30 protein-coding genes and 1 other RNA gene are annotated in these 23,673 nt (G+C 65.3%); 18 read left to right on the forward strand and 13 right to left on the reverse strand.

The genetic code is table 11. From position 1 onward, the window contains the following. Nucleotides 1-242 precede the first annotated feature (242 nt). Nucleotides 243-1,163, reverse strand: coding sequence for a right-handed parallel beta-helix repeat-containing protein (locus NLI89_RS19890; protein WP_254688545.1), 921 nt, complete (start codon nt 1,161-1,163; stop codon nt 243-245). 237 nt (nt 1,164-1,400) lie between these two features. Here NLI89_RS19890 and NLI89_RS19895 point away from each other — a divergent pair, with 237 nt between their 5' ends. After that, nucleotides 1,401-2,609, forward strand: coding sequence for a cation:proton antiporter (locus NLI89_RS19895; protein WP_254688546.1), 1,209 nt, complete (start codon nt 1,401-1,403; stop codon nt 2,607-2,609). A gap of 142 nt (nt 2,610-2,751) precedes the next feature. Here the strand turns inward: NLI89_RS19895 and pspF are convergent, their stop codons facing one another. Then, complete coding sequence (pspF, locus tag NLI89_RS19900; RefSeq protein WP_254688547.1) at nt 2,752-3,789, reverse strand: phage shock protein operon transcriptional activator; 1,038 nt, start codon at nt 3,787-3,789, stop codon at nt 2,752-2,754. Between pspF and NLI89_RS19905 the strand changes: the two genes are divergently transcribed. The 7 genes from NLI89_RS19905 to NLI89_RS19935 are packed head-to-tail and all read left to right on the forward strand — an operon-like array spanning nt 3,788 to nt 6,336. Beyond that, nucleotides 3,788-4,105, forward strand: coding sequence for a hypothetical protein (locus NLI89_RS19905; protein WP_254688548.1), 318 nt, complete (start codon nt 3,788-3,790; stop codon nt 4,103-4,105). The two genes, pspF and NLI89_RS19905, sit on opposite strands and share 2 nt — an antisense overlap. A 52-nt stretch (nt 4,106-4,157) precedes the next feature. Continuing rightward, nucleotides 4,158-4,823 (forward strand): phage shock protein PspA, encoded by a 666-nt coding sequence (pspA, locus tag NLI89_RS19910; protein WP_187502363.1) that lies wholly within the window; start codon nt 4,158-4,160, stop codon nt 4,821-4,823. A gap of 1 nt (nt 4,824) precedes the next feature. After that, nucleotides 4,825-5,112 (forward strand): envelope stress response membrane protein PspB, encoded by a 288-nt coding sequence (gene pspB, locus NLI89_RS19915; protein WP_187502364.1) that lies wholly within the window; start codon nt 4,825-4,827, stop codon nt 5,110-5,112. Between the two features lies 1 nt (nt 5,113). After that, on the forward strand, nt 5,114-5,497 hold the full coding sequence (gene pspC, locus NLI89_RS19920; RefSeq protein WP_187502365.1) for an envelope stress response membrane protein PspC: 384 nt from the start codon (nt 5,114-5,116) through the stop codon (nt 5,495-5,497). Nucleotides 5,498-5,524: 27 nt separating this feature from the next. Further along, nucleotides 5,525-5,818, forward strand: a complete 294-nt coding sequence (locus NLI89_RS19925) for a hypothetical protein (protein ID WP_254688549.1) — start codon at nt 5,525-5,527, stop codon at nt 5,816-5,818. 23 nt (nt 5,819-5,841) lie between these two features. After that, complete coding sequence (locus NLI89_RS19930; RefSeq protein WP_254688550.1) at nt 5,842-6,084, forward strand: hypothetical protein; 243 nt, start codon at nt 5,842-5,844, stop codon at nt 6,082-6,084. Nucleotides 6,085-6,096: 12 nt separating this feature from the next. Next, a complete protein-coding gene (locus tag NLI89_RS19935; protein ID WP_254688551.1) occupies nt 6,097-6,336 on the forward strand; it encodes a hypothetical protein in 240 nt (79 codons plus the stop codon). Nucleotides 6,337-6,481: 145 nt separating this feature from the next. Here NLI89_RS19935 and dcd read toward each other — a convergent pair whose 3' ends face one another. Further along, nucleotides 6,482-7,036: a dCTP deaminase gene (dcd, locus tag NLI89_RS19940; RefSeq protein ID WP_055878967.1), complete on the reverse strand. Its 555-nt coding sequence runs from the start codon at nt 7,034-7,036 to the stop codon at nt 6,482-6,484. Between the two features lie 303 nt (nt 7,037-7,339). On the opposite strand from dcd, the gene NLI89_RS19945 reads away from it, so the two are divergent. The 3 genes from NLI89_RS19945 (at nt 7,340) to NLI89_RS19955 (ending at nt 10,603) form a co-directional block, all read left to right on the forward strand. Further along, nucleotides 7,340-7,972 (forward strand): N-acetylmuramoyl-L-alanine amidase, encoded by a 633-nt coding sequence (locus tag NLI89_RS19945; RefSeq protein ID WP_439144554.1) that lies wholly within the window; start codon nt 7,340-7,342, stop codon nt 7,970-7,972. Between the two features lie 199 nt (nt 7,973-8,171). Next, nucleotides 8,172-8,554: RNase P RNA component class A (rnpB, locus tag NLI89_RS19950), an RNA gene on the forward strand. A gap of 48 nt (nt 8,555-8,602) precedes the next feature. Beyond that, on the forward strand, nt 8,603-10,603 hold the full coding sequence (locus NLI89_RS19955) for an energy transducer TonB (RefSeq protein ID WP_254688553.1): 2,001 nt from the start codon (nt 8,603-8,605) through the stop codon (nt 10,601-10,603). Nucleotides 10,604-10,748: 145 nt separating this feature from the next. Here NLI89_RS19955 and NLI89_RS19960 read toward each other — a convergent pair whose 3' ends face one another. After that, nucleotides 10,749-11,387 carry a carbonic anhydrase gene (locus NLI89_RS19960; protein ID WP_254688554.1) on the reverse strand — a complete coding sequence of 213 codons (639 nt, stop codon included), beginning with the start codon at nt 11,385-11,387 and terminating at the stop codon, nt 10,749-10,751. Continuing rightward, complete coding sequence (locus tag NLI89_RS19965; RefSeq protein ID WP_254688555.1) at nt 11,384-12,964, reverse strand: SulP family inorganic anion transporter; 1,581 nt, start codon at nt 12,962-12,964, stop codon at nt 11,384-11,386. Before NLI89_RS19965 ends, NLI89_RS19960 begins: the two co-directional genes overlap by 4 nt. 227 nt (nt 12,965-13,191) lie before the next feature. Here NLI89_RS19965 and NLI89_RS19970 point away from each other — a divergent pair, with 227 nt between their 5' ends. Together NLI89_RS19970 and NLI89_RS19975 are read left to right on the forward strand one after the other, a co-directional pair. Next, nucleotides 13,192-13,731, forward strand: a complete 540-nt coding sequence (locus tag NLI89_RS19970) for a J domain-containing protein (protein ID WP_254688556.1) — start codon at nt 13,192-13,194, stop codon at nt 13,729-13,731. Further along, on the forward strand, nt 13,728-14,027 hold the full coding sequence (locus NLI89_RS19975; protein ID WP_254688557.1) for a (2Fe-2S) ferredoxin domain-containing protein: 300 nt from the start codon (nt 13,728-13,730) through the stop codon (nt 14,025-14,027). Before NLI89_RS19970 ends, NLI89_RS19975 begins: the two co-directional genes overlap by 4 nt. A 424-nt stretch (nt 14,028-14,451) precedes the next feature. On the opposite strand, the gene NLI89_RS19980 is transcribed toward NLI89_RS19975, so the two are convergent. From NLI89_RS19980 to NLI89_RS20005, 6 genes are all read right to left on the reverse strand, one after another. Then, nucleotides 14,452-14,859, reverse strand: a complete 408-nt coding sequence (locus NLI89_RS19980) for a SufE family protein (protein ID WP_254688558.1) — start codon at nt 14,857-14,859, stop codon at nt 14,452-14,454. A gap of 420 nt (nt 14,860-15,279) precedes the next feature. Then, nucleotides 15,280-15,639 carry a tetratricopeptide repeat protein gene (locus NLI89_RS19985; protein ID WP_254688559.1) on the reverse strand — a complete coding sequence of 120 codons (360 nt, stop codon included), beginning with the start codon at nt 15,637-15,639 and terminating at the stop codon, nt 15,280-15,282. Nucleotides 15,640-15,838: 199 nt separating this feature from the next. Further along, a complete protein-coding gene (locus tag NLI89_RS19990) occupies nt 15,839-16,267 on the reverse strand; it encodes an ExbD/TolR family protein (RefSeq protein WP_187502377.1) in 429 nt (142 codons plus the stop codon). A 46-nt stretch (nt 16,268-16,313) separates the two neighbouring features. Continuing rightward, complete coding sequence (locus NLI89_RS19995; protein WP_254688560.1) at nt 16,314-16,790, reverse strand: ExbD/TolR family protein; 477 nt, start codon at nt 16,788-16,790, stop codon at nt 16,314-16,316. 92 nt (nt 16,791-16,882) lie between these two features. Then, nucleotides 16,883-17,677 (reverse strand): MotA/TolQ/ExbB proton channel family protein, encoded by a 795-nt coding sequence (locus NLI89_RS20000; RefSeq protein WP_187502379.1) that lies wholly within the window; start codon nt 17,675-17,677, stop codon nt 16,883-16,885. Nucleotides 17,678-17,745: 68 nt separating this feature from the next. Continuing rightward, entirely contained in the window at nt 17,746-18,426 is a 681-nt protein-coding gene (locus NLI89_RS20005) for an energy transducer TonB (protein ID WP_254688561.1), read from the reverse strand. Nucleotides 18,427-18,650: 224 nt separating this feature from the next. Between NLI89_RS20005 and NLI89_RS20010 the strand changes: the two genes are divergently transcribed. Next, on the forward strand, nt 18,651-19,547 hold the full coding sequence (locus tag NLI89_RS20010) for a hypothetical protein (protein ID WP_254688562.1): 897 nt from the start codon (nt 18,651-18,653) through the stop codon (nt 19,545-19,547). A gap of 95 nt (nt 19,548-19,642) precedes the next feature. On the opposite strand, the gene NLI89_RS20015 is transcribed toward NLI89_RS20010, so the two are convergent. Both NLI89_RS20015 and NLI89_RS20020 read right to left on the reverse strand, forming a co-directional pair. Next, nucleotides 19,643-19,942, reverse strand: coding sequence for a Rossmann fold domain-containing protein (locus tag NLI89_RS20015; protein ID WP_254688563.1), 300 nt, complete (start codon nt 19,940-19,942; stop codon nt 19,643-19,645). Nucleotides 19,943-19,946: 4 nt separating this feature from the next. Beyond that, the gene (locus NLI89_RS20020; protein ID WP_254688564.1) at nt 19,947-20,318 is read right to left on the reverse strand and encodes a dihydroneopterin aldolase; all 372 of its coding nucleotides are present in this window, start codon (nt 20,316-20,318) and stop codon (nt 19,947-19,949) included. Between the two features lie 358 nt (nt 20,319-20,676). On the opposite strand from NLI89_RS20020, the gene NLI89_RS20025 reads away from it, so the two are divergent. Genes NLI89_RS20025 through NLI89_RS20040 form a run of 4 tightly spaced genes read left to right on the forward strand, consistent with a single transcriptional unit; the run spans nt 20,677 to nt 23,579 of the window. Next, complete coding sequence (locus NLI89_RS20025; protein WP_254688565.1) at nt 20,677-21,204, forward strand: GNAT family N-acetyltransferase; 528 nt, start codon at nt 20,677-20,679, stop codon at nt 21,202-21,204. Between the two features lie 43 nt (nt 21,205-21,247). Then, the gene (locus NLI89_RS20030; protein ID WP_254688566.1) at nt 21,248-21,814 is read left to right on the forward strand and encodes a DUF1285 domain-containing protein; all 567 of its coding nucleotides are present in this window, start codon (nt 21,248-21,250) and stop codon (nt 21,812-21,814) included. Then, the gene (locus NLI89_RS20035) at nt 21,811-22,407 is read left to right on the forward strand and encodes a CoA pyrophosphatase (protein ID WP_187502386.1); all 597 of its coding nucleotides are present in this window, start codon (nt 21,811-21,813) and stop codon (nt 22,405-22,407) included. Before NLI89_RS20030 ends, NLI89_RS20035 begins: the two co-directional genes overlap by 4 nt. Continuing rightward, nucleotides 22,398-23,579 (forward strand): CCA tRNA nucleotidyltransferase, encoded by a 1,182-nt coding sequence (locus tag NLI89_RS20040; protein WP_254688567.1) that lies wholly within the window; start codon nt 22,398-22,400, stop codon nt 23,577-23,579. The genes NLI89_RS20035 and NLI89_RS20040 overlap by 10 nt, the downstream gene beginning before the upstream one ends. Nucleotides 23,580-23,673: the final 94 nt, after the last annotated feature.

A 23,673-nucleotide genomic window follows, 5' to 3' on the forward strand; every position in this document is an offset into this window, starting at 1 on the left:
TTTAGTTTTATCGACACCGCCGCCGCCCTGCTCCCCCACTCGTCATCCCAGCGAAAGCTGGGATATTCCGGTGATGACCGTCCGCTCTCCCAACAGGGATACCCCAGCTTTCGCTGGGGTGACGGAAGCTAGGTTATGAAGGGAATGGCAGCTCGGGGAGCTATGATTACCTGCCGAAGCAGGGTTGTGCTGGAGGCTAGCAACGCTACGCAAACGATACCCGCCAGCCACACGCCCGCCCCTCAACGCGTCTCGAACGCCCTTAACCCAGCCCCAAGCCGGTTTGCCCCCAGCGCCAGCTTGTCGTGGCTGTAATCCGCGAGAAACGCCGGGCTGCTGCTGTCCCCTGGCGAAAGCCGCGCATCGTTCGCCTCGATCCGCAACCCGGTAGACCGATACGTCTTCGCTTCCGCCGCCACCACGATCAGTCCGGTGTGGTTCTCCTTCTGCCGCCCCTGCACGAACGTGTTGCGCGCGATCAGACCGGTGGCCCCATCGGGCAGGTCGATCATGTAGTTGGTCTTGCGCCCCGCGGTGTCGTCGAAGCTGTTGTCGGTGATCGAGACGGTCGGCACGCGCAGCTTGACGTAATGCCCCCCCGTCCCGCGCTCGAAGCGCGAATTGGTGATCGTCACGCTGCCATTGTTGGCGAGGTAGATCGCATGCGAGCAACTCGGGGATTCGTCGCACTGGCCCAGCCCGGCAAAGGTCGAATGGTCGATCGTGATCTTCTGGCCGACGGGCTCGCCGCCGAGGATGCCTTCCTGGCTGTCGAGGAACATCGCGTTGGTGACGGTCAGGTCGCCCATCTCCGTGCGGATGCCCGCGCCGTTGCCGTCCGACACGCGGTATCCCCGAAACACGAGGCCATCGACGATCGAGCCCTGCCCGCGCAGCACCAGCGCGGCCTTGTCCTCGCACGCCACTTTCTCGAAGATCGCGGTGCCCGGTTGCACCGCCTTGAAGGTGATGCGGCCGCCCGCCTGCACCGCGCATTGCCGATAGGTACCGGGCGCGATCAGGATCGTCGCGGTGCCCATGCGGATCGATGACACCGCGTCCTGCAGCGTCGCGAACCCCTGCCCGTTTACCGTGAACGGCGCTGCGCCTTGCGCGAACGCGGGAGCAGCGAACAGCGCGAGCGCCAGCAACGATCGTTTCATCGTAAATCCTCCTCCGCCGGCGTCCCCGGCGCACGGCGTTCAATCGCACGGAACGCGGACGTTCGGCGAGCCGATCCAAGCGCGCTATCGTGCCCTGTCCCGAAATGACGCAGCTCCGAGATCGGTCCGAGCTGGGCGTATCGGCCCGTCGGCATATTGCCGCGACCGGTTCCGCCGAATACTGTCGCGACCGTAACGAAGCCGGCGGGGGGAACCGACCGGGCGCGGGGGGATCACATGCACGCCATGACGCCGACGGAGGTCTTCCTCCTTGCGATGCTCATCATCTTCACCGTGCCGTATCTGGTGTGGCGGCTGGGGCGGACCGATTATTGGGCGCCGCTGGTGGTGGTGCAGATCGTCGGTGGCATCCTGCTCGGGCCGGGCGTGCTCGGCGCGGCGTATCCCGATTATTACGCGACGATCTTCACGCCAGCGACGATGGGCTCGCTGAACGGCATCGCATGGTGGGCGGTGATGATGTTCGTGTGGGTCGCGGGCATCGAACTCGACCTCGGCGAGGCATGGAAACGGCGCGGCGAGACCGGCGTCACCGCGGGGCTGGCGCTCGCGGTGCCTCTGGTCACCGGCAGCATCGCCGCGGTGCTGATGCTGCGCTACCCCGGCTGGCGCGGGCCGGACGGCGCGACGTGGCAGGTGGTGCTCGGCATCGGCATGGCCTGCGCGGTCACCGCCCTCCCCATCCTCGTGCTCTTCCTCGAAAAGCTCGAGATCCTGCGCGAACCGATCGGCCAGCGCATCCTACGCTATGCGAGCCTCGACGACATCGCGATCTGGGGCGTGCTTGCGCTGATCCTGCTCGATTGGGAACGCGTCGGCCGGCAGGGTGGCTTCCTCGTCGGGTTCGCCATCGCCACGTTGCTCGTGCGCAAACTGATGGCGAGGATCGAGGAGCGCGACCGCTGGTATGTCAGCCTGATCTGGCTGGCCGGCTGCGGGTTCGCGGCGGACTGGGCCGGGCTGCATTTCATGGTCGGCGCGTTCCTGTCGGGCGCGGTGCTCGATTCGAAATGGTTCACGACGGCCAGGATGGACCAGTTCCGCCACTTCGTGCTGCTCGCGGTGATGCCGGTGTTCTTCCTGTCGACCGGCTTGAAGACGCAATGGGCGGTCGGCGGATACGCTGTGTTCGGCGCGGCGGCGCTGCTGCTGGTCGCCTCGGTCGGCGGCAAGCTCATGGGGGTTCACGCGGCCGGGCGGATCCTGAAATGGCGCCCGGGCGAGGCTTCGGCGATCGGCTGGCTGCTCCAGACCAAGGCGCTGATCATGATCATCTTCGTCAACATCCTGCTGGATAAGAAGATCATCACCAACGAGACGTTCACCGCACTGCTGCTGATGGCGCTGGCGAGCACGATGCTGACCGTGCCGATGGTGGCGCCGAAGTTGAAGAAGCTGGCGGGATTGGTCGGGAAGAGCGGCTGACGGTTACTGCCCCTTCTGCGCCCCTCCCTGGAAGGGAGGGGTTGGGGGTGGGTCGGCTGGCTTGTGACGCCGACGTTTCACGATGCGGAAACCAACCCACCCCCGGCCCCTCCCTTCCAGGGAGGGGGGAAGCAGTCGCGGCTCAGGCGCCCGCGTTGAGCAGGTCGTGGCGCTTCAGGGCGTGGCGGAGTTGGTCGTAGCTCAGGCCTAGTGCTTCGGCGGTGGCGCGTTGGTTGAAGCGATGGTCCGACAGCGCGCGGGAGAGCAGGTCCCGTTCGAAGCGGGACACGCGGGACTTGAAGTCCGATGGGCCTTCCTCGCAGGCCACGACCGGGTCTTCGCCATCCTCCACTTCGGCCGGTTGCGGGGTCACGGCTGCGGGTTTCGGCGCAGTGGAGGCCCCCGGCCGATGCGGCGACTGGAACGGGTCGATCTCGATCGCGTCGATCGGCCCGGCCTGTTCCCAGCGATACACCGCGCGCTCGACGACGTTGCGCAGCTCGCGCACGTTGCCGGGCCAGCGATACGCGATCAGCGCGTCCATGGCTGCCGGGCCAAACCCCTCCCACCGCTCACGCCCCAATTCAGACGCCATCCGCCGCCCGAAATGCTCGGCGAGGACCACCACGTCGCCGGTCCGCGCACGGAGAGGCGGCAACGTCACCACCTCGAACGACAACCGATCGAGCAGATCGGCGCGAAACTCGTGGCGATCGACCTTGTCCGGCAAATGCTCGTTGGTCGCGGCCACGATCCGCACATCGACGCGCATCGGCCGCGAAGAGCCGATCCGCGTGATCTCGCCATATTCGACCGCGCGCAACAACCGGTCCTGCGCCGCCATCGACAGCGTGCCGAGTTCGTCGAGGAACAACGTACCACCATCGGCTTCCTCGAACCGTCCGACCCGCGCCTTGGTCGCGCCGGTAAACGCGCCCGCCTCATGCCCGAACAATTCCGCCTCGATCAGCGTCTCGGGCAGCGCCGCGCAGTTCATGATCACCAGCGGCTGATCCCATCGCGGGGACAGGCGGTGGAGGCGCTCGGCAACCAGTTCCTTGCCGGTGCCCCGCTCGCCGATCACCAGCACAGGTCGGTCCAAGGCCGCCGCCCGCGATGCGCGTTCGAGTGCCGCCATGAACGTGCCGGATTCGCCGATGACCTGGGTGGTTCGCTCCATGGCGAAGATGTGGCGCGAATTCCCAACTCTTGGCAAGCTTGCGGGCGGCGCCCAACACGCAAAATCGCGCAAACCCCTGCAACTGCTCGATTTTCAAAACTGGCACGACAGATGCAATGCTGGAGGCAACCCGCCGAATAGCGGAACCAACCAACCTCAAAGGGGACCCACCATGTTCAATACCAACATCGCCCGCACCGTCGCCGCCACCCTCTGCACCATCGTCGTCAGCGCAACCTGCGTGCTCGGCGCGGTCGGTCCGGCCATCGCAACCAACGCGGCCCCCGTTGCGGTTCATACCGCAATCGTGGCCTAAGACCCCGACGGCTCGCTGAGAGCCTCGGGCCGACCCCTGGAGTAGGATTTACATGGGCATCTTTTCCCGCACCCGCGACATCGTCGCCGCCAACTTCGCCGATCTCATCGAGAAGGCCGAAGATCCGTCGAAGATGATCCGCATGATCATCCTCGAGATGGAGGAGACGCTGGTCGAGGTCCGCGCCTCCGCCGCGCGCACCATCGCCGACCAGAAGGAGATGCGCCGCCATATCTCGAAGCTGGAGCAGCTCCAGGACAACTGGACCGAGAAGGCCGAGCTGGCGCTGAGCAAGGACCGCGAGGACCTCGCCAAGGCCGCGCTCGTGGAACGCCAGAAGGCGTTCGACATGGCCGAGCAGCTGAAGGCCGAGGTCGGCGTGCTCGACGATGCACTTCGGGCGTCGGAAGAGGATATCGCGAAGCTCCAGACCAAGCTGCGCGAGGCGCGCACCAAGCAGAACGCGGTGCAGACCCGGCTGGAAAGCGCGAACAACCGGACGCGACTTCGCGAGATGTACAACGGTCCGAAGACGCACGAGGCGTTCAGCCGCTTCGAGATCCTCGACCGCCGCGTCGACGAAGCCGAGGGCCGCGCGGACGCGATGGGGCTCGGGGTCGTCAAGACGCTCGAAGAGGAAATCGCCGAGCTGCGCAGCGACGACAAGGTCAACGCCCAGCTCGCCGCGCTCAAGGCGCGCATGAAGAAGGACGACTGAGATGGATGACCTGACCCCCGTTCTCGTCTGCGCGGTATTGTTCATCGGGCTGCCGTGGGTGATCCTGCACTACATCACCAAGTGGAAGCAGGCGCCGCGGATCACCGAGGAAGACGAGAAGCTGCTCGACGAGATGCAGATGCTCGCCCGCCGCCTCGAAGACCGCGTGATGACCGTCGAACGGATCATCGCCGCCGACAATCCGGACTGGAAGCCGGGCCTCGGCACCACGCAATCGCCGTATCTGTCGGACCAGCAATCCGACCGCACTTCTGATCGGAGGAACTGAAATGTCCGGCAGCCGCACCCAATTCTACCTCGATAAGCAGAATGCCAAGTGGAAGGGCGTCTGCGCCGGGATCTCCGATTATACCGGGATCGACGTGCTCTTCGTCCGCGTCGCGATGGTCGTGCTCACGCTCGCCGGCGGCTTTCCCTGGACGCTGCTCGCCTATTGGCTGGTCGCCTGGATGGGCCATGCCAAGCCGATCGGGCTTTACGAGACGCCCGACGACGCGAAGTTCTGGCAGGGCGTGCGCTCGAACCCGAAGCGCTCGACCGCCGAGGTCCGCAGCAAGTTCCGCGACATCGACCGCCGCCTCGCCGACATCGAGACGCATTACACCAGCCGCAACAGCACCAGCCTCGCGGCAGAGATCGACAGCCTGCGCTGAGACGCGGCTTCTATTGGGAGACCGACGATGGACTGGGGTAAACCTTTATTTGTCATCGCGATCATCACGATCTCGATGGCGGGGTGGGTGATCAACAACTGGATCCGTGCACGACACGGTTACGCGCTGAGCGACGATTGGGGCAGGACGCTGAAGCGCGAGCCCAATGCCGAGCGGCAGGTCGAACTGCTTAGCAGCGAGAATGAGCGACTGACCGGGCAGGTTTCCCGTCTCGAGGAACGGATCGCGGTCCTCGAACGCATCGCTACCGATCCCGCCGAGCGTACCGCGCGCGAGATCGAAGCGCTTCGCCACCGCTAAGCCCACGACGTTGGAGAGTACCGATGAATCCCTTTTCCATGGTCGTCTGCATCGTCCTGATCGTGATGGTCGCCAGGGTCCTGACTGCCCGTTACCGCGCGATGGAAAACATCCCGCAGAGCCCGGTCGACAGCATCGACGCCCTGCGGTTGCGCGACGAAGTGCAGCAGATGAAGGAGCGCATCGAAGTGCTGGAGCGCGTGATCACCGACAACCACAAGAGCGTCGATCTCGACCGAGAGATCGAGCGGCTCCGCGACCGCTAAGAGGAGGCGGACATGATCGAACCCAACGTCTATATCACCCTGGCGCTGGCGAGCCTTGCGGGACTGGCGATGATCGTCGCCGGCGGGCTGGCGGGATGGCGCGGCTGGCTCTCGCTGCGGCGCATGGAGCTGGGCCAGATGCACGACGGCGGCATGCCGGTCGCGGTATCGACCGGATCGCGGATCGAGATCGCCGACCTGAAAGAGCGCATCAAGAAGCTCGAGGCGATCGCCGCCGGGGTGGATCTCTAGCAGCACGTGTGCCGGGGAGGCGTTTCGCAGCCCCTGGAAACCACCGCCACCGAACCCCTTGGCCATATGGCGTCCAGACTGGTTCCTAGAGGTCCCATTCTTGTAGATCGCGGTCTTGTAGACCGCTACACCAACCAGGACCCTCTCAAAGCCGCGGCAACGTTACCCCGCGCTGGCCCATATATTTGCCCGCGCGGTCGGCGTAACTGACCTCGCACGGTTCGTTCCCCTTCAGGAACAGGAACTGGCATGCACCCTCGTTGGCGTAGATCTTGGCCGGCAGCGGCGTGGTGTTGGAGAATTCCAGCGTGACGTGGCCCTCCCACTCGGGCTCCAGCGGGGTCACGTTGACGATGATCCCGCAGCGCGCATAGGTCGACTTGCCGAGGCAGATCACCAGCACGTCGCGCGGCACGCGAAAATATTCGACCGTGCGGGCCAGCGCGAAGCTGTTCGGGGGGATGATGCAGACATCGGTCTTGCGGTCGACGAAGCTGTTCGCCGCAAAGTCCTTCGGGTCGACGATCGCGCTGTCGACATTGGTGAAGATCTTGAACTCGTCGGCGACGCGGGCATCATAGCCATAGGACGAGAGCCCGTACGAAATGCAGCCATCACGGCGCTGCGCTTCATGGAACGGTTCGATCATCGCATCGCCCAGCGCGCGCTCGCGGATCCAGCGGTCGGACATCACGGACATGGCAACTCCCTTTTTCGCAGGCGGCTTTCGCGCGGATGCCGCCCGACGGCAAGAGGGGCAGGTGGAAAGAGCGCAGGCGCGTCCTGCGACACGCCCTGTTTCGCGCACCGCGCGTTGGCTATTGATGCGGTCGGGCGGTGGCGTCACAATGCGGCGTCGCAATCGTCATGATCGGGCGCCATGATCGGGCGCCATGATCGGGACTGCGCCGTCGGAGCAAGCCCGGCGGCTCGAAGGGAAGCTGGCTTGAAGTTCATCGAGACACCGTCACCGAATTTCGACGACCGCACGCTGCCCATCACGATGATCGTGTTGCATTATACCGGCATGAAGGACGGCGCGTCGGCGATCGCTAGGTTGCGCGATCCCGAGGCGAAGGTGTCGTCGCATTACTTGGTCGAGGAGGACGGCACGGTGCTGCGGATGGTCGCCGAGGACAAGCGCGCCTGGCATGCGGGCAGGTCGCATTGGCGCGGGATCGAGGACGTCAATTCGGCGAGCGTCGGGATCGAGATCGTCAATCCGGGGCATGAGTTCGGCTATCGTCCTTTCCCGCCGGAGCAGATCGCGTCGGTCGTGGCCCTGGTCGCCGAGATCAAGGATCGGCACGAGATCACGCGCGGGAATATCGTTGGTCATTCGGACATCGCCCCAACCCGCAAACGTGACCCCGGCGAGCTGTTCCCCTGGCACGAACTGGCACGGCGCCGGCTGGCGTTGCCGCGGCCGACCAAGAACCTGATGGACCCGGGCTGGACCGAGGGTGGATTCTGCCTCGCGCTCGAGCGGTTCGGGTATGACGTCGAGAACCGGATGGCCGCGACGATGGCGTTCCAGCGGCGGTTTCGACCGGAGCTGGTCGATGGCGAGGTCGATGCGGAATGCCGTTGCATCCTGCTGGCGTTGCTTCTGCCGAAGCCGATGGGCGACGATTAGCGAACACGACGCTCCCCCCTCCCTGAAAGGGAGGGGTTGGGGGTGGGTCGGCCCGCTTTTGTCGCAAGCGCGCCGTGATGCGGAAACCTACCCACCCCCAGCCCCTCCCTTTCAGGGAGGGGGGAGCGTTGGGGGTGGAAAAGCGCGCGCGCTAAAAACGGGTGGTGCAACTCACCCACCCGCGCTAGGGCTCGCCTCGCCAGAGGGTCGGGCGGCCGCGGGTGTCTTAGACACGCGAGGAAAGTCCGGGCTCCGCGAAACGACGGTGCCGGGTAACGCCCGGCGAGGGTGACCTCAGGGAAAGTGCCACAGAGAGCAGACGGCCAACCCTCGGCTTCGGTCGGGGCGGTCAGAGTGAAAGGGTGCGGTAAGAGCGCACCGCGCGCCTGGTAACAGGGGCGGCACGGCAAACCCCACCGGGAGCAAGATCGAATAGGGGTGGCACATGGGCTTCGTTTCAGCTCGTCACCCGGGTTGATTGCTTGAGGCGGCGGGCAACCGTCGTCCTAGAGGAATGGTCGCCTAACTTCCGACCGAAGGGTCGGAAATGGACAGAACCCGGCTTACAGACCCTCTGGCATCCTTTCCCGAACCATTGCAGACTGCGACGAAATTACGTCGGGGGAAGTGATGCGTATCAAGGGGGTGGCGTTGTTGAGCGCGGGTGTTCTGGCAATAACCGCCGGACTGACTCCAGGCGGAGCGCAAACGCCCGCCGCGACGACGGTCCAGCAGGATTTTGACGCCGCCGCCGCACTGGATGCGAAGCCCGATCGCGCGCCTGCGCTTGCCGCCTGGGAAAGGCTAGAGGCCCGCACCAAGCCGGGATCGCGCAGCCGCGGCATCGTCCTGGTGCGCAAGGCGCCGACGCTGTTCGCGCTGAACCGCTCGGACGACTCGGTGAAGGCAGCGCGCGCTGGCCTGGCGCTGCTTCCGGCAGACGATGTTAGTCTAGCGGAAGATCGCACACGTGCCTTCCTGATCCTCGGTCAGGTGGCGACCGACACGCTCGACTATGCCGGTGCCGTCACCGCGCTCCAGCAGGCCGAGGCAAGCGCGATCAGCACGCCCGACAAGTTGGGCGCGATGCTCGCGTTGGTCACTCCACAGACCTTTATCGACCCCGCAGCCGCTGCCGCGACATTGGCGCGGAGCGATACGTTGATCGGTACGATGAAGCTCGACAAGGCGGTCACCGCCCGGTTTGTCCGTGCGCGGACCATCCTGAAGCTCAATACCGGCGATATCGCCGGCGCCCGCGCCAGCGCGTTGCAGGCGATCCGACTTCTCGGCGGCCTGGAGTCGGCCAAGATCGACGTGATGGACGCGTCGGCGCGCTCGGACGCCGCAATTGCGTTCCTTCTGAGTGGCAACGCTGACGAAGCGCGACGATACATGGCCTATACCGGCGCGGGGCGCCTGACGAAGGGATCGTTCGATCCGGCCGCGGAGATGCGGTCGCCGGATTGTGGCGGGGACGCCGGTCTGAAACCGCAGGACGTGGCGGTGGTAGAGTTCAACATCGCATCCGATGGCACGATCGATCAGGCGATGCCAATCTATGCCGCAGGTGGCGGCCAGGTCGCGCTCGAGTTCGCCCGCGCGGTCAAGGGCTGGTCATGGCCCGCAGAGAAGGTCCAGGCGATCCCCGCCTTCTATCGCTACCATGTGCGCGTCGAGATGCGCTGTTCGACCGCCTTTGAGCGCCCGTCGATCGACGACGGCTTGGACGGTGTGCTGGAGCAATGGCTCGCCAGCAAGGGTGTGACGGTCGCGCCCGAACCGAGCGGTCCGCAGGCGGCGGCGCTCGCGGGCCAGCGTGCCGAACTGGCATCGGCGACGGCGCAGTCGCCTAACGGTTTGCATACACTTGCTGCGCTGTACCGCCTGACGAGCAACCCCACCGTCGCGCGCGAGGAACGGGCCGCACTCTATGCCCGCGGTCTGGCGATCGCGAAGGCCAACGATGCGCCCCCCAGCGCGCGACTGACCTTCGATCTTCCGGGACGCCTCGATGCGGTGACCGATATCTGGAAACCGGGCGCATACGAACGCACTCTGACGCCGATGGTATCGGAGCCCGTTTACGCCAACGATCCCCAGGCACGGGCGGCGATCAGGCTGATGATGGTTGATGGCTCTGTGGCGCGGACTAGAAAATCCGACAAAAACGACACAGCGATCGTGACGCTTAGACAGGTGGTGGACGACAAGGCGTTGCGGCCGAACGATCCGTTGCGCGTCGGTGCGCTGATCCGGATTGCGTCGATCGAGGAGCGCAATGGGCAGATCGATGCGGCGCGGGCGACGTTTGCATCGAGCGGCCTAACGGCGAACCAGTGCGCAATCATGGACGCCCCGCCAAAAATGGTTTCGATGCCCGGCCCGGAGGCGTTTCCCATGGAGGCGCAACGTTGGGGTTTCGAGGGCTGGACGCAGGTCCAGTTTGACATCGGTGCAGATGGCAACGTGATCAACCAACGCGCGCTGCTGAGCTATCCGCCGTTCATATTCTCGGAGGCGGGGACCAAGTTCTTCACTAAGGCGAAATACGCCAAGACGTATCGCCCCGACGGTGGACTAGGCTGCGGAGCTACGACGAACCGGATCCACTTCATGCTGCCGAGCTAAGCGCTGGATCAATCCCCCAACCGCAGGGGGCGCCGAAGGCGGACACGTAACGGGGGGCTGACCGCCCCCCCTACGCTCGGCGAGTCCGGGTGCTCACCCTCGGCGGGGGAAGGTCGTCGAGGGCCGATCATGACGCTCCGCTAGCTTACACCAGCACCTTGTCCGGCCGGCCGACCTCTTCGAGAACTGTCTTCGAATCGATTTCCATCATCGGTTTGATCAGGCCGTCGCGAATGTCGTACACCCAGCCGTGCAGGAGCACTTCCTGCCCGCGGGCGAACGCGCCCTGGATCGTCGCGGTGCGCGCGAGCCGGATGAGCTGATCGCGGACGTTGACCTCGACCAGCCGGTTGACCTTCTGTTCGCGGTCGGGCTGCGCATCGATCTCGTCCGCATGGTCGTGCAGCACGCAGCGCGCGGTCGAGAGCCAGTCGTCCACGGCGCCGCTCGTACCGCCGTCGAGCGTCGCGCGGATCCCGCCACACGCATAATGGCCACAGATGATGATGTGGCGCACGCCCAGCACGTCGACCGCATATTGCAGCACCGACATCAGGTTCATGTCGTCGTCGTTGACGAGATTGGCGATGTTGCGGTGGATGAACATGTTGCCCGGCGGCGTCATCGTCATCTGTTCCGGGCTGACGCGGCTGTCCGAACAGCCGATCCACAGGAACTCCGGGTTCTGCCCGACCAGCTGGCGCTGGAAGAAGTCTGCGCTTTCCTCGATGATCTCGGCCGACCACGCCTTGTTGGCGAGCAGGAGCTGCTTATACTGCCTCATGCGAAACGGACCTCGGTCTGGGGGGCGTTGATCAGCTTCACCGTACGAAGCGCGAGATCGCCGCGGATCACCACGGTGATGCCACGGTATTGCGCGCCCTTGATGAACGCGTTGATGATGTCGACGTTATCGAGATCGACATAGCTGGTCGACGAGAGATCGATCAGCAGGTTTGCGTTGTCCGGCACGCGATCGAGCGACTTCTGCAACTCGTATTTATGGATGAAATACAGGTTGCGGCGGGCACGGACGAGGCAGTCCTCATCGTCGCAGGCGAAGGTGATCGCGGTGCGGAAGTTGCGCGCGACGACGAACACGAAGCCGACGGCGAGACCGATCACGATGCCCTCGAGCAGATCGGTGAACAGGATCGCCACGACGGTAACGACGAACGGGATGAACTGCGTCCAGCCCTGCTTGAAGCGCTCGGTGTAGAGCTTGGGTTTGGTCAGCTTGTAGCCGGTCGCGATCAGCACCGCGGCGAGTGCCGACAGCGGGATCATGTTGAGCACCGCGGGGATCAGCGCGACGCTGACCAGCAGCCAGAAGCCGTGGAGCATGGTCGACAGCTTGCTCTCGGCCTTCGCGTCGACGTTGGCGGACGAGCGGACGATCACCGAGGTAACGGGGAGGCCGCCGATCAGGCCGGACAGGATGTTGCCGCCACCCTGCGCCATAAGCTCCCAGTTCTTGTCGGTCGAACGACGGCGTGGATCGATCTCGTCGACCGCCTTGACGCTCAGCAGCGATTCGAGGCTGGCGACGATCGCGAGCGTCACTGCGCTGCTCCAGACGATGCCCATCGTGATCCCGGAGAAATCGGGAAAGGTGAACAGCGACGGGAATTGCGACAGCGTCTGCGTGATCGGGACCTGGACGAGGTGCGTCTCCTGCAGCTGCCAGTCGGGTTTCACGACGCCCAACAGCATATTGCCGAAGATGCCGATCAGCACGACGACCAGCGGGCCGGGGACGAAGCGAAGCGGTCCGTCCTTCGGCTTGGCGCCATCCCACCAGAACAGGAAGGCGAGGCTGAGGCCGGCGATCAGGATGGCCCCGGGTGTCACGCTGGCCGAGAGGCTCTCGACGATCCGTGAGAAGGTATTGACGCCGTTCGCGGTGCTGAATTCGAAGATGCCCACGGCTTCACGGTCGAAGCCGACCGCGTGCGGGATCTGCTTGAGGATCAGGATCAGGCCGATCGCGGCAAGCATGCCGGTGATCACCGACGAGGGGACGAACTCGCTGAGGATGCCGGCGCGGGTCAGCGAGAAGCAGATCTGGAGCACCCCGGCGAGCACGACGGCCATCAGGAACATCTGGTAGCTCGGCATGCTTTCGATCGCGGTCAACACGATCACCGTCAGGCCGGCGGCGGGACCGCTGACCGACAGCGGCGACTTGGAGAACAGACCGACGGCGATGCCGCCGACGATCCCGGAGATGATGCCCGCGAACAGCGGTGCACCCGATGCAAGCGCGACGCCGAGACAGAGGGGTAGCGCGACGAGCGCGACGACGATGGAGGCGGGAAGATCCGCGCGCCATGTGGTGAGCTTTGGAATAAGAGTCGGCACCGATGCTCCTGTCGCTAAGGTGTCGGCTGGGAATACGTCCGACCCGGACGCGTCTATCCATGCCACATGACAAATAGTTCATGTTCAGTAAGCGATGAACGGTGACTGACTCAAGGTGGAATGTCGCGGCACGGAAGATTGGCGTCGAACGGGTCCATTTCGGTGTCGACCGGCTAATAGTCGGTGCGCGGTTGCGTTGTCGGCGGGGACGCCTATCTCGGGCCGCTATGGCGAGAAGCACGACACGTTCGTCCGATTGGGGATTTCCGCGCTGGCGCGAGTATGGCGCGAGCTCCGAGGCGGTGACCGTTCGGCTGTGCGATCGGCATGGCTGCAACGAGCCGGGCAATTGTCCGGCGCCGAAATCGCCGAACAGCCCCGATCGCTGGTATTTCTGCATGCACCATGCCGGCGAATATAATCGCGGCTGGAATTACTTCGAAGGATTGAGCGCGGAAGAGGCCGCTGAGCGCGAGGCTGCCGAAACGCGGACCGCGGACGGCTACACCGATCCGAAGCATTACGCCTGGGCCGGGTCGGGCGACGGCAGCCGGTCGCGCGACGAGATGCGCGCGCTGGAGGTGCTGGACCTGGAACCCGACGCGACGTTCGAGGACGTCCGCGCGGCGTGGCGGCGGATGGCGAAGGCGAACCACCCGGATGTGCGGCCCGGCGACAAGGACGCCGCCACCCGGTTCCAGGGCGTGCAGGCGGCATATGAGGTGCTGAAAGCGGCCGAGGATCGGCGGACGTGGAAACCGGCGTGATCCGCGTTCTTGCTAGCCGCTGGCAGGGAAGCGTGCTGGTCTGCGGGAAATGTTCGAAGAAGCTTGGTGGCGGGTTCGGCGACAAGGGGCGCACGCCGCTGGTCAAGCTGTTGCGTCAGGCTCTCGGGGTGAAGAAGGGGCGCAAGGCGGATCGCGGGGTCGTCGAGGTCAAGTGCCTCGGAGTGTGTCCCAAGAACGCAGTGGTGATGGTAGACGGCGCTCGGCCCGAGCGATGGATGCTGGTCCCGGCGGGCGCGGATGCTGGCGAGGTGATGGCGACGTTGGGAGAGGGCTAGCTTGGGTTGGTGCCCGCTTCTGGCGTCATGGCAGCGACCTGCGCAGCAGCGCTTCACTCAGGCTGACGTGCCCTCACCTTCGCCGCCTTTGGCGTCTCTGGAAAGGGCACGACCGGGACTTGCTTGGGAGCGCGCCTTTGCGTTGGCCGAGCACCATTCAAATCTTCTCGTTCATCCTTAGGTCGAAGCCCGCTGCCCTGACGCTTGTCCGAAGAACGCCCTGCTAATTGCCGGTAGCGCTCGGCCTTGGCGATGAATGACAGTCGCGGTGGATGCGAGCGTGGCCAAATCCAGGTCGGTCCGTGCGATCCTCCCCCCGCCAGGGGACCAGGCACAGCCTGACGGAAAGGGAGGTCAGGGAGAAAAATCGTTGTATTTCGCACTCCCCATGATCCGCTAGCTTGGCGGGAAGCGACCGAAAATCCTACTCCGCGTACCGCTCAGCCGTTTCCCGGATCAAGGCGATCATGTTGGGAATTCCCTGCGTCCGGTTCGAACTCAGCTGCTTGCTGAGGTCGAACGGCGCGAGCTCCGCCTTGATGTCGGTCGCGACGATCTCGGACGGTGCCTGATCCTGGACCGTCAGCAACACGAGAGCGATGATCCCCTTGGTGATAGCCGCATTCGAATCCGCCAGGAAGTGCAGCCGACCGTCGTCGGTCGTCGTCGGATACACCCACACCGAAGCCGAACACCCACGCACCAAGGTCGCATCGGTCTTCAACGCATCTGGCATTGGTTCGAGTTCGCGACCGAGGTCGATCAGCAGGCGATAACGGTCGTCGGGTTCGAGGAAGTCATATTCCTCGCGGATATCGGTGAGCGTGGACATCGGCGATCGGTAGCGGGTCCCGGTCGGCGCCACAACTCCAGCGTCTCTCGCAGGGCCGTTACTTGCGCGATCTGGAAGCCTTCCCTTGCGGCGAGGAGCCGCGCGGCGCGGCGAAGCCAGTACTCGACCGGAACGGAGTCAGCATCGGGACCGTCACCACCGAATCTGAGCATCGATAGTACAATATGCGACGATCGCCGGGGACACTTGGCCCAAGCCACGCGTGAACGCCTGTTCCCGCACCTTGCCATCACGACTGGCTGGGCACGGAGCATGCCCCGAGACATGGATCAGCAGATCGTAGCGCGGCGGCCGAGGACCGAGCAACCCATGGGCGCACGCGCGTCACGGGTTTCCAGCGAACTCGAAAATGCGGGCTGGCGGGAAGAGGTATTTAGTCCCCTCCCCGCCAGGCCTCGATCAACGGGTCGCGATCTGCCTGGACTGGCGGGCCAAGGCGCGGCTCGCGAGATCATGCGACGAAGCCACGGCGCCCGAAGGCAGGTCCATCGCAACTGCCGGCCGCTCCAGGACCGCCGCATACAGCGCGCGGGCTTCCGAGTCGCGCCCCGTGCGCTGATACACCGACGCCAGGTTGAGCATCAGCTCGGGACGCTGCGGGAAGATTTTCCGCTCGGCGACGATGCGCTGTTCCGCCGCTGAGAGGTCGCCCGCCGCGATCGCCGTATAGCCGGTGCGGTCCTGGTTAGCGGACGGTGCCGCCAGCGCCGGCGTTGCCGCGCCAAGGGTTGCGAGAACGAACAGGACGGACTTGCGCATCTCTCATCTCCACTGACCTTCGCCGATCGGAAGGTTTCATTTTTGTGACAACAGTGTGTCACTTCGATGACTGTCATACAAGTACATTGATCAAGTTTCGCGGCGGTCGCCACGCGCGTCCCCTGGCCGCCGCGCGCAACAAAAAAGGGCGGCCCCGCAGGACCGCCCTTTGGACGTTCGATACTGTGCGCAAGACGACTTAGAAGTCGTTGCGATACTGCTCGTTGCCGATGAAGCCGAGCTTCGTGATCGCGGACCGCTTGATGACGGCCAGCGTACGATCGACCACTTCGTATCGCGCCTGCGGATCAGGCTGGAAGTGGAGTTCGGGCTCGGGCGTCATGCCGGCGGACTGATCCAGATACTGGCGCAGCGTGACTTCGTCGACCGGCGCACCGTTCCACGCGATAACACCGGCGGCATCGATCGAGATCTTGTTCTTCTCGGGATTGACCGGGTTCTGCGGCTGGTTCGGGCTGTTGACCGGAAGATCGACCTTCACCGCGTGCGTCTGGATGGGGATCGTGATGATGAACATGATGAGGAGAACGAGCAGGACGTCGATCAACGGCGTCATGTTCATTTCCATCATCGGCGAGCCATCTTCTTTGCCGCCGCTCATTGCCATTCTATGCTACTCCTAAATACGTCCGAGCGACCGTCAGCGTTCGGCATCAGCGTTCGGTGGTGCCGCCCGGGGGCGGTTCGGAGATGAAGCCGACGCGGGCGAACCCGGCCTGCTGCATCGTGTAGATCGTGGCGCCGATGCAGCGATACGGTGCGTCCACGTCGCCGCGGATATGCGCCTCGGGAAGCTCGAGACCGACAGCATTGGCACCGCCCTGACGTGCGATCTCGGCCTTCAGCTTGTCGACGCCCCTTTGCAGCAGCTCTTCATGAGTAACCTGTGAAAGGCCCCAATATACCTGGCACTGTCCGTTGGCCGAAGTCACCGACAGCGAGACATTCTCTGGCTTGGTCATCGTCGGATCGAAGCGAACCTCCGGGAGCTTCAGCTGCACCGCCTGGACCGCGACAGTCGTCGTCACCAGGAAGATGATCAGGAGCACGAGCATGACGTCGACCAGCGGCGTCGTATTGATGTCCGATATCGAACTCTCGGTGGAATCGCCACCAACACTCATCGCCATGTGCGAACTATCCTATCCATGTAATCGCCACCGGAACTGCCGGCGGCAATGAAGCGGGGCCGCTGAGACCAGCAGCCCCGCCTTTTCGCGTCTTAGTTGGCGCGCGGCACGCCACCGGTCTGGCCGGCGGTCGTGGTGGTCGTGACAGGCTTGGCCGCAACCGGCTTGGCAGCCGTTGCGATCGACGGACGCACGGCGCCGTTCGAGGCAAGGAAGCCCAGCACGTCGTTCGAGAAGGCCGACAGGTCCTCTGCGATCGACTTGTTGCGGCGCTGCAGCCAGTTGTACGACAGCACGGCGGGAACAGCGACGACCAGGCCCAGTGCGGTCATGATCAGTGCTTCACCGACCGGCCCTGCGACCTTGTCGATCGATGCCTGACCCGATGCACCGATCTTCACGAGTGCGCGGTAGATGCCGATAACCGTACCGAACAGACCGATGAACGGCGAAACCGAACCGACCGTCGCGAGGAAGGCGAGACCGCCACCCAGCTTCGAGTTGATCGCAGCTTCCGAACGCGCCAGCGAACCGTGCAGCCAGTCATGCGCCTCGACCGGATCGGTCAGCTTCGAATGCTGCTCCTGAGCGGCCAGGCCGTCGTCGACGATCTGCTTGTAGGCCGAGTTCTTCTCGAGCTTGGCCGAACCTTCGCGAAGGCTGTTCGACGACCAGAAGGCCTGACGGACGCGCTTGCCCTGGCCGATGATCTTCTGCTGCTCGAACAGCTTCGAGAACAGGATGTAGAACGAAACGACCGACATCAGCACGAGGATGCCGAACACGGTCTGCGAGATCAGGCCGCCTTCGCGAAGTGCGGCTTGCAGGCCGTACGGGTTGGCGTCGGCAGCGGCGGTCCCGGCCGCCGCAAGAATGGTGGTGATCATGATCGGTTAGTCCTCTGACTATATAGGTCTATATCTGAAACGAAAGCTGCGGCGGTGATGGCACCAAATTACTGGGGCGGGATCTTCCACGTCACGCGACGCGAAGAGCTCGACCGGATCGGGTTGCCCGCCGTGTCCATTGCCGGCGAGTAGCGACCACGCCGTGTGATCGCGGCGCAGGCGGCCCGATCCAGCGCAGACGATCCGCTCGACGACGTGACGCGGCAATTCTCGACGCGACCCTGGGTGTTGATATCCCAAGCGATCCCGACCGTGCCTTCTTCCTCGGCGCGGAGCGAACTCGGCGGATAATCGTCCGTCGACACCCACTGTGCGGGATCACCCTTTGCGCCGGCCGCCTTGCTGACGACTGGCGGTGCCGGTGGAGCTGGCGGAGCCGGCGGCGCGGGAGGCGCAGGCGGAGCCGTCGGCTGGAACCGAGGGATGATCGTCGACGTGGTGATCGCAGGCGCAGGCTGCGGTGTCACGACCACTGGCGGCGGCGTCACGACCGTGGTCGGGGGCGGCGGCAGGTTTGGCTGGTCAGGCGGCGGCGGCGGGGGCTCGTCGGGCGGAGGCGGCGGCGGTGGCGGCTCCACGTCGAACGTCGTCATCTTTTCTTGGGCCTTTTTCACGTACTGGTACGCGAGGCCCGTGACGAAAGCGTAGCCCAAGGCCGCATGAATCAGCGCGACGATCACGATCGCGACGATTTTGCCTCCGGACATCTTCTGGTCAGTATAGGCCATTCAGAAACGACACTCCCTTAATCTGCCTGCTCCGTACGTCCGTGTCCGTACCGGGTACGCGACACATACGTCTGCCGTTGGCCGGAATAACCACGGGGCATTCGCCAAGTCCTATCGCCACGTCATGCGACACGCAAACGCTTTGTCAGACGCAACAAACTTACAACCGCTAGATGGCAGAATTATTTCTGTATCGTTCAGCTTGGGTCGCGTAGCCTGTCGGCATGAATCCACTGTTTCACGTTACGGCTTCGGCCCTGTCGATCGCGCTCGTCGCGCTCCCCGTTCATGCCGGGCAGATGCCCCCACCAGCCCAGGTTTCTCCCGGTAACGCGCCGGTTTCGCGTGATGCGGTGCAGCAGGAAAGCGCCGGCGGGATCGGTTATGCCGACATCGCCGACCTGGTGCTGTCCGCGCCGGTGATCGCCGATGCCACCGTGCGATCGACCGCGAAGATCAAGCCCGCCGAAGCCCCGAACCTCGCGCCCGGTTTAGTCCGACTATATGTCGAGGTGGATGTCACGGCGCTGATCCGGGGGGCGGATGGGCTGCCGCCGCGAATCGGCTATCTGCTCGACGTCGCCCCCGATTCGGCGGGTCGCGTGCCGAAGTTCAAGAAAGCGCGCGTGCTGATCTTCGCGCGACCGGTGCCGGGCGCGGTCAACCAGGTCCAGCTGATAGCCCCCGACGCGCAGCTCGACTGGACGCCGACCGCCGATGCGCGCGCGCGGAAGATCGCCAGGGACGCATTGGCAAGCGACGCACCGCCGGTCATCACTGGGATCGGCAACGCGTTCCATGTCGCAGGCGCGCTGCCCGGCGAGGGCGAGACGCAAATCTTCCTGACTACCGCGGACCAGCGCCCGGTGTCGCTGTCGGTCCTGCGCCGTCCGGGCGAGCAGCCGCGCTGGGCGGTTGCGTTGAGCGAGATCGTCGATGAGTCCGCCGCACCGCCGGCGCCCGAGACGCTGCTCTGGTACCGGATGGCGTGCGCATTGCCGCCGACATTGCCCGAGCGGAGCACCGGGTCGCTGGAAGCCGCCGACGCGACGATCGCGCGCGAGGATTATGCCTATGTGCTGGCCGCGCTCGGCCCGTGCGGGCGGACGCGGAAGGTCTAGCGCCAATCGCGGAAGGACACGGAGCAAGGGTTGGCGTCTGCTTCCCCCTCCGTCTGGCAAGCGCCAGCCACCTCCCCCTTGCGGGGGAGGATCGCTTACAGGTTGCGCGAGTGAATTTCGAGCAGTTGGCCCGTGGTCGAGGGCGCGTTTTCTAAAAACGCGATAGCCGCATCGACGTCAGCGGGATCGCCTCCCTCCGCCAGCACCACCGCGTTCACCCGAGTCGCAGGCGCCAACTCCACCGCAAGCGGGCCGATTGCAGCCTTTGCCTGAGCCATCGCCAGCGCATCCAGCGTCGCCGGAATCACGACCACGCGCGACTCGCCAGCCGCCCCCCGCACCAGCGCGGCGATATCTCCACCCGGTTCGCCACCCGGTTCGAGCGTCAGGCGCATGCGGTCAACGGCGGTGGCGGACGAGAGTCACGCCGATCGCCTCGTCCGCCTCGGCGATCGCCAGCTTCACGATCTTCACCTTCACGCGCAGCACCCGCGCATCCTGCAGGAACAGCGTCTCGCATATATGATCGGCCACGCCCTCGATCAGCGTGAAGTGCACGCCCGGCGGCAGCGCGGTGGTCGCCGCGTTCTTCAGGTCGAGGTAATTCTTCGAGGCCGACAACGGCGTATCGGGCTCGAACCGCTTGGGGCACACCATGTCGACGGTCAGCGAGATCCGCAGCGGCTGTGGCAGGTGCGTCTCCTCCGAATAGATGCCGGTCAGGACCTGCACTTCGAGATCGTGGACTTCGAGTTGAAGACTGTCTTCCATCGCCGCGCCTCTAGCAGACGCGCGGCGAGATGAAAGTCGGGTCTTCGCAGTGAGACGCGCTGCCCAGCAACTTACGCAATCCTCCCCCGCCAGGGGGAGGTGGCGCGTAGCGACGGAGGGCGAGGACACGGAACAGCGGTGATCGCTTACCTCCCCCTCCGTCTGGCAAACGCCAGCCACCTCCCCCTTGCGGGGGAGGATCGTGGTGGTCCGCCCTCGATCACTCAGAGTAGCGGCGTTTTCACCGCGAGCCCCCCACCCCGCCGGTTATCCTTGCGTTCAGCCGCACCGAAGTTAAAGCGCGCTGCCCCCATCGCCCGCGCGCCGTCGCTCGGCACGTCCGGGGGCAGGAGATGCCGTGATCACTCTCGTCCCCCTCGACAGCATCGATCCGGCCATGGTCGAGTCGCTCCTCGATCGCGCGTTCGGGCCGGACCGGTTTCGCCGCACCGCCTACACGATCCGCGGCGCTGGCGAGGCGATCGCCGCCCTCAGCTTCGCGGCGATCGAGGACGGCGCCCTGGTCGGCTCGATCCAGTGCTGGCCGATCGCGCTGATCCAGGACGGGGTCGAAACGCCGCTCGTCATGCTCGGCCCGGTCGCGGTCGAGCCGACCCACCAGGGCGACGGGATCGGCCGCCGCTTGATGACGCACGCGCTCGACGCAGCAGCCGCGCACGGCCTCGACGGCGCGCTGATGCTGATCGGCGACCCCGATTATTACGGCCGCTTCTTCGGCTTTACCGCCGATCGCACCGCGCATTGGAGCGCCCCCGGTCCAGTCGAGCGCCACCGCCTGCTCGCACGCGGCGACGCGGTCCCGAACACGCCCGGCATGCTCGGTGCACGCGTGCCGGTTACGATACCGGTCACCGCATCCGCATAAGCCGCCGCTTTACCTAGGCCCCCTGCCCGCCTAGTCCGCCGCCATGCCCATGGATCCCATCCCCGATATCGCCTCCTTAAGTCTCGCCGAGATCGCCAAGCTCGTCGAGGAAGCCAAGCTCCCGCCGGTCGAGAAATGGAACCCGACGCATTGCGGCGACAGCGAGATGCGGATCGCGCGCGACGGCACCTGGCATCACCAGGGCTCGCCGATCGGCCGCCCGGCGATGGTCCGGCTGTTCTCGACGATCCTGCGCCGCGAGGCCGATGGCAGCCACGTCCTCGTCACGCCCGTCGAAAAGCTCGATATCGAGGTCGAGGATGCGCCCTTCATCGCGGTCGAGATGAAGGCGGAGGGCACCGGTCGCGACTCGAAACTCGCCTTCCGGCTCAACACCGGCGATCTCGTCACCGCGGGTCCCGAGCACCCACTGCGCTTCGTCGAGGATAATGATGGCCCGCGTCCGTATCTTGTCGTGCGCGGCGGAATGGAGGCGCTGGTCGTGCGCTCGGTCTATTACGAACTCGCCGAGCGGGCGATCGCGGACGGTGCGACGACACCGGGCATCTGGAGCGACGGGGCGTTCTTCCCGCTGGGGCCTGCCGCATGAGCTTGACGGAACGGCTGACCGCGGCGCTAGCGAAGGGCGCCGGCTCGCACATGATCCTGCTGACCGGCGACCAGCATGACGGCGACCTCACCGCAGCCGACACGCTGCTCCCCGCCGCGGTGCTGATCGCGGTCACCGATCGCGCCGATCCCGGCGTGATCCTGACCCAGCGCACCGACACGATGAGCCGCCACCCCGGTCAGATCGCGTTCCCCGGCGGCCGCATCGACCCCGGCGAGGACGTCGTCACCGCCGCGCTCCGTGAAGCCGAGGAGGAGATCGCTCTCCCCCGCGACGAGGTCCGGGTGATCGGCGAGGCGGACAGCTACCGCACCGTCACCGGCTTCCAGGTGACGCCGGTGATCGGCATCATCCCGCCCGACCTGGTCTTCACCCCGAGCGAGGCGGAAGTCGCCAGCGTCTTCGAAGTGCCGCTCGCATTCCTTCTCGACGAGGCGAACCATGTCGAGGCGACGCTTGAATGGCAGGGCCATGACCGGCATTATTACGAGATCATGTGGAACGAGCGCCGCATCTGGGGCGCGACCGCCGCGATGATCGTCAATCTCGCCCGTCGCCTGAGGTGGTCTTGATACTCCCGGCCGCGCCGTGGCGCGATCGTGACGGTCTCGAAGCCCTGACCAGGGTTCTCGGCGCGGCCGAGGGCGAGTCCCGCTTCGTCGGCGGCGCGGTGCGCGATACGCTGCTCGGGATCGACGTCGCCGATGTCGATATCGCCACACGCTTGCCCCCGCAGGAGGTGATCGAGCGTCTCCGAGACGCGCGGATCAAGGCGGTCCCGACCGGCCTCGCGCACGGCACGATCACCGCAGTCACGCCCGCGGGTCCGGTCGAAGTAACGACGCTGCGCCGCGACGTCTCGACCGACGGCCGTCACGCGATCATCGCCTATACCGACGACTGGCGCGAGGATGCGGCGCGGCGCGACTTCACGATGAACGCGCTCTACGCCGATCCGGCGACGGGCGAGATCTTCGACTATTTCGGTGGCCTCGACGACCTCGCGGCACGACGCGTGCGCTTCATCGGCGACCCGTTGCAGCGGATCGCCGAGGATCACCTGCGCATCCTCCGCTTCTTCCGCTTCCACGCACGGTTTGGCACGACGATCGACGAAGCCGGGCTGGAAGCCTGTACCACCCGCGCGAACGATCTGATGGCACTTTCCCGCGAACGCGTGGCGAGCGAAGTGCTGAAACTGCTGGTCGCCGCCAACGCGGTGCCGGTGGTGGCCTTGATGGTCGAGCGCGGCATTTTCCGCGCGGTCCTGCCCGAGATCGACGTGGCGGGTGCGGAGCGTCTCGCTCTCCTCGCCGAGCGTGAGACGGCGGCGGGTATCGCCCCCGACCCGATCCGCCGTCTCGCCATGACGATCGCCCCGGCTGCGGCCGAAGCGGTCGGCGCGCGGCTGAAACTGTCGAACACCGACCGCAAACGCTTGATCGCCGCCACCGCCGGGCCCGGCACCGAAGGCCCGCAGGCGCTCGCCTACCGCGCCGGCATGACCGTCGCGATCGACCGGCTGCTGATCGCCGGCGAGGACGTTTCCCCGATCCGGGACTGGACGCCTCCCGCCTTCCCGTTCTCAGGCGGCGCCCTGGTGGAACGCGGTCTGCGCAAGGGCCCGGACGTCGCGGCGATGCTGCGACAGGTTGAAACGCAGTGGATCGCGGAGGGATTTCCGGGTGCGGACCGCGTCGCGGTCATCGCAGACGAAATGGTGGCCGACGCGCTGAGTTGCTGAAGCGCTCAGTTGCCAAGCTGCCAAGCTGCTAAGCTGCTAAACTAGCAAATACCGAACTGCTGGCGCGGCTAAATCGGCAAGCGCCGACGCCACC

The sequence above is a fragment of the Sphingomonas faeni genome (genome assembly GCF_024273235.1).
Classification (GTDB): domain Bacteria; phylum Pseudomonadota; class Alphaproteobacteria; order Sphingomonadales; family Sphingomonadaceae; genus Sphingomonas; species Sphingomonas faeni_A.

Bases quoted from the DNA above. Each gene is read 5' to 3' on its own strand.
- NLI89_RS19890 (WP_254688545.1), bottom strand. From the start codon at position 1,163: ATGAAACGATCGTTGCTGGCGCTCGCGCTGTTCGCTGCTCCCGCGTTC.
- NLI89_RS19895 (WP_254688546.1), top strand. From the start codon at position 1,401: ATGCACGCCATGACGCCGACGGAGGTCTTCCTCCTTGCGATGCTCATC.
- NLI89_RS19905 (WP_254688548.1), top strand. From the start codon at position 3,788: ATGGCGAAGATGTGGCGCGAATTCCCAACTCTTGGCAAGCTTGCGGGC.
- pspF (WP_254688547.1), bottom strand. From the start codon at position 3,789: ATGGAGCGAACCACCCAGGTCATCGGCGAATCCGGCACGTTCATGGCG.
- pspA (WP_187502363.1), top strand. From the start codon at position 4,158: ATGGGCATCTTTTCCCGCACCCGCGACATCGTCGCCGCCAACTTCGCC.
- pspB (WP_187502364.1), top strand. From the start codon at position 4,825: ATGGATGACCTGACCCCCGTTCTCGTCTGCGCGGTATTGTTCATCGGG.
- pspC (WP_187502365.1), top strand. From the start codon at position 5,114: ATGTCCGGCAGCCGCACCCAATTCTACCTCGATAAGCAGAATGCCAAG.
- NLI89_RS19925 (WP_254688549.1), top strand. From the start codon at position 5,525: ATGGACTGGGGTAAACCTTTATTTGTCATCGCGATCATCACGATCTCG.
- NLI89_RS19930 (WP_254688550.1), top strand. From the start codon at position 5,842: ATGAATCCCTTTTCCATGGTCGTCTGCATCGTCCTGATCGTGATGGTC.
- NLI89_RS19935 (WP_254688551.1), top strand. From the start codon at position 6,097: ATGATCGAACCCAACGTCTATATCACCCTGGCGCTGGCGAGCCTTGCG.
- dcd (WP_055878967.1), bottom strand. From the start codon at position 7,036: ATGTCCGTGATGTCCGACCGCTGGATCCGCGAGCGCGCGCTGGGCGAT.
- NLI89_RS19945 (WP_439144554.1), top strand. From the start codon at position 7,340: ATGATCGTGTTGCATTATACCGGCATGAAGGACGGCGCGTCGGCGATC.
- NLI89_RS19955 (WP_254688553.1), top strand. From the start codon at position 8,603: ATGCGTATCAAGGGGGTGGCGTTGTTGAGCGCGGGTGTTCTGGCAATA.
- NLI89_RS19960 (WP_254688554.1), bottom strand. From the start codon at position 11,387: ATGAGGCAGTATAAGCAGCTCCTGCTCGCCAACAAGGCGTGGTCGGCC.
- NLI89_RS19970 (WP_254688556.1), top strand. From the start codon at position 13,192: ATGGCGAGAAGCACGACACGTTCGTCCGATTGGGGATTTCCGCGCTGG.
- NLI89_RS19980 (WP_254688558.1), bottom strand. From the start codon at position 14,859: ATGTCCACGCTCACCGATATCCGCGAGGAATATGACTTCCTCGAACCC.
- NLI89_RS19985 (WP_254688559.1), bottom strand. From the start codon at position 15,639: ATGCGCAAGTCCGTCCTGTTCGTTCTCGCAACCCTTGGCGCGGCAACG.
- NLI89_RS19990 (WP_187502377.1), bottom strand. From the start codon at position 16,267: ATGGCAATGAGCGGCGGCAAAGAAGATGGCTCGCCGATGATGGAAATG.
- NLI89_RS19995 (WP_254688560.1), bottom strand. From the start codon at position 16,790: ATGGCGATGAGTGTTGGTGGCGATTCCACCGAGAGTTCGATATCGGAC.
- NLI89_RS20000 (WP_187502379.1), bottom strand. From the start codon at position 17,677: ATGATCACCACCATTCTTGCGGCGGCCGGGACCGCCGCTGCCGACGCC.
- NLI89_RS20005 (WP_254688561.1), bottom strand. From the start codon at position 18,426: ATGGCCTATACTGACCAGAAGATGTCCGGAGGCAAAATCGTCGCGATC.
- NLI89_RS20010 (WP_254688562.1), top strand. From the start codon at position 18,651: ATGAATCCACTGTTTCACGTTACGGCTTCGGCCCTGTCGATCGCGCTC.
- NLI89_RS20015 (WP_254688563.1), bottom strand. From the start codon at position 19,942: ATGCGCCTGACGCTCGAACCGGGTGGCGAACCGGGTGGAGATATCGCC.
- NLI89_RS20020 (WP_254688564.1), bottom strand. From the start codon at position 20,318: ATGGAAGACAGTCTTCAACTCGAAGTCCACGATCTCGAAGTGCAGGTC.
- NLI89_RS20030 (WP_254688566.1), top strand. From the start codon at position 21,248: ATGCCCATGGATCCCATCCCCGATATCGCCTCCTTAAGTCTCGCCGAG.
- NLI89_RS20035 (WP_187502386.1), top strand. From the start codon at position 21,811: ATGAGCTTGACGGAACGGCTGACCGCGGCGCTAGCGAAGGGCGCCGGC.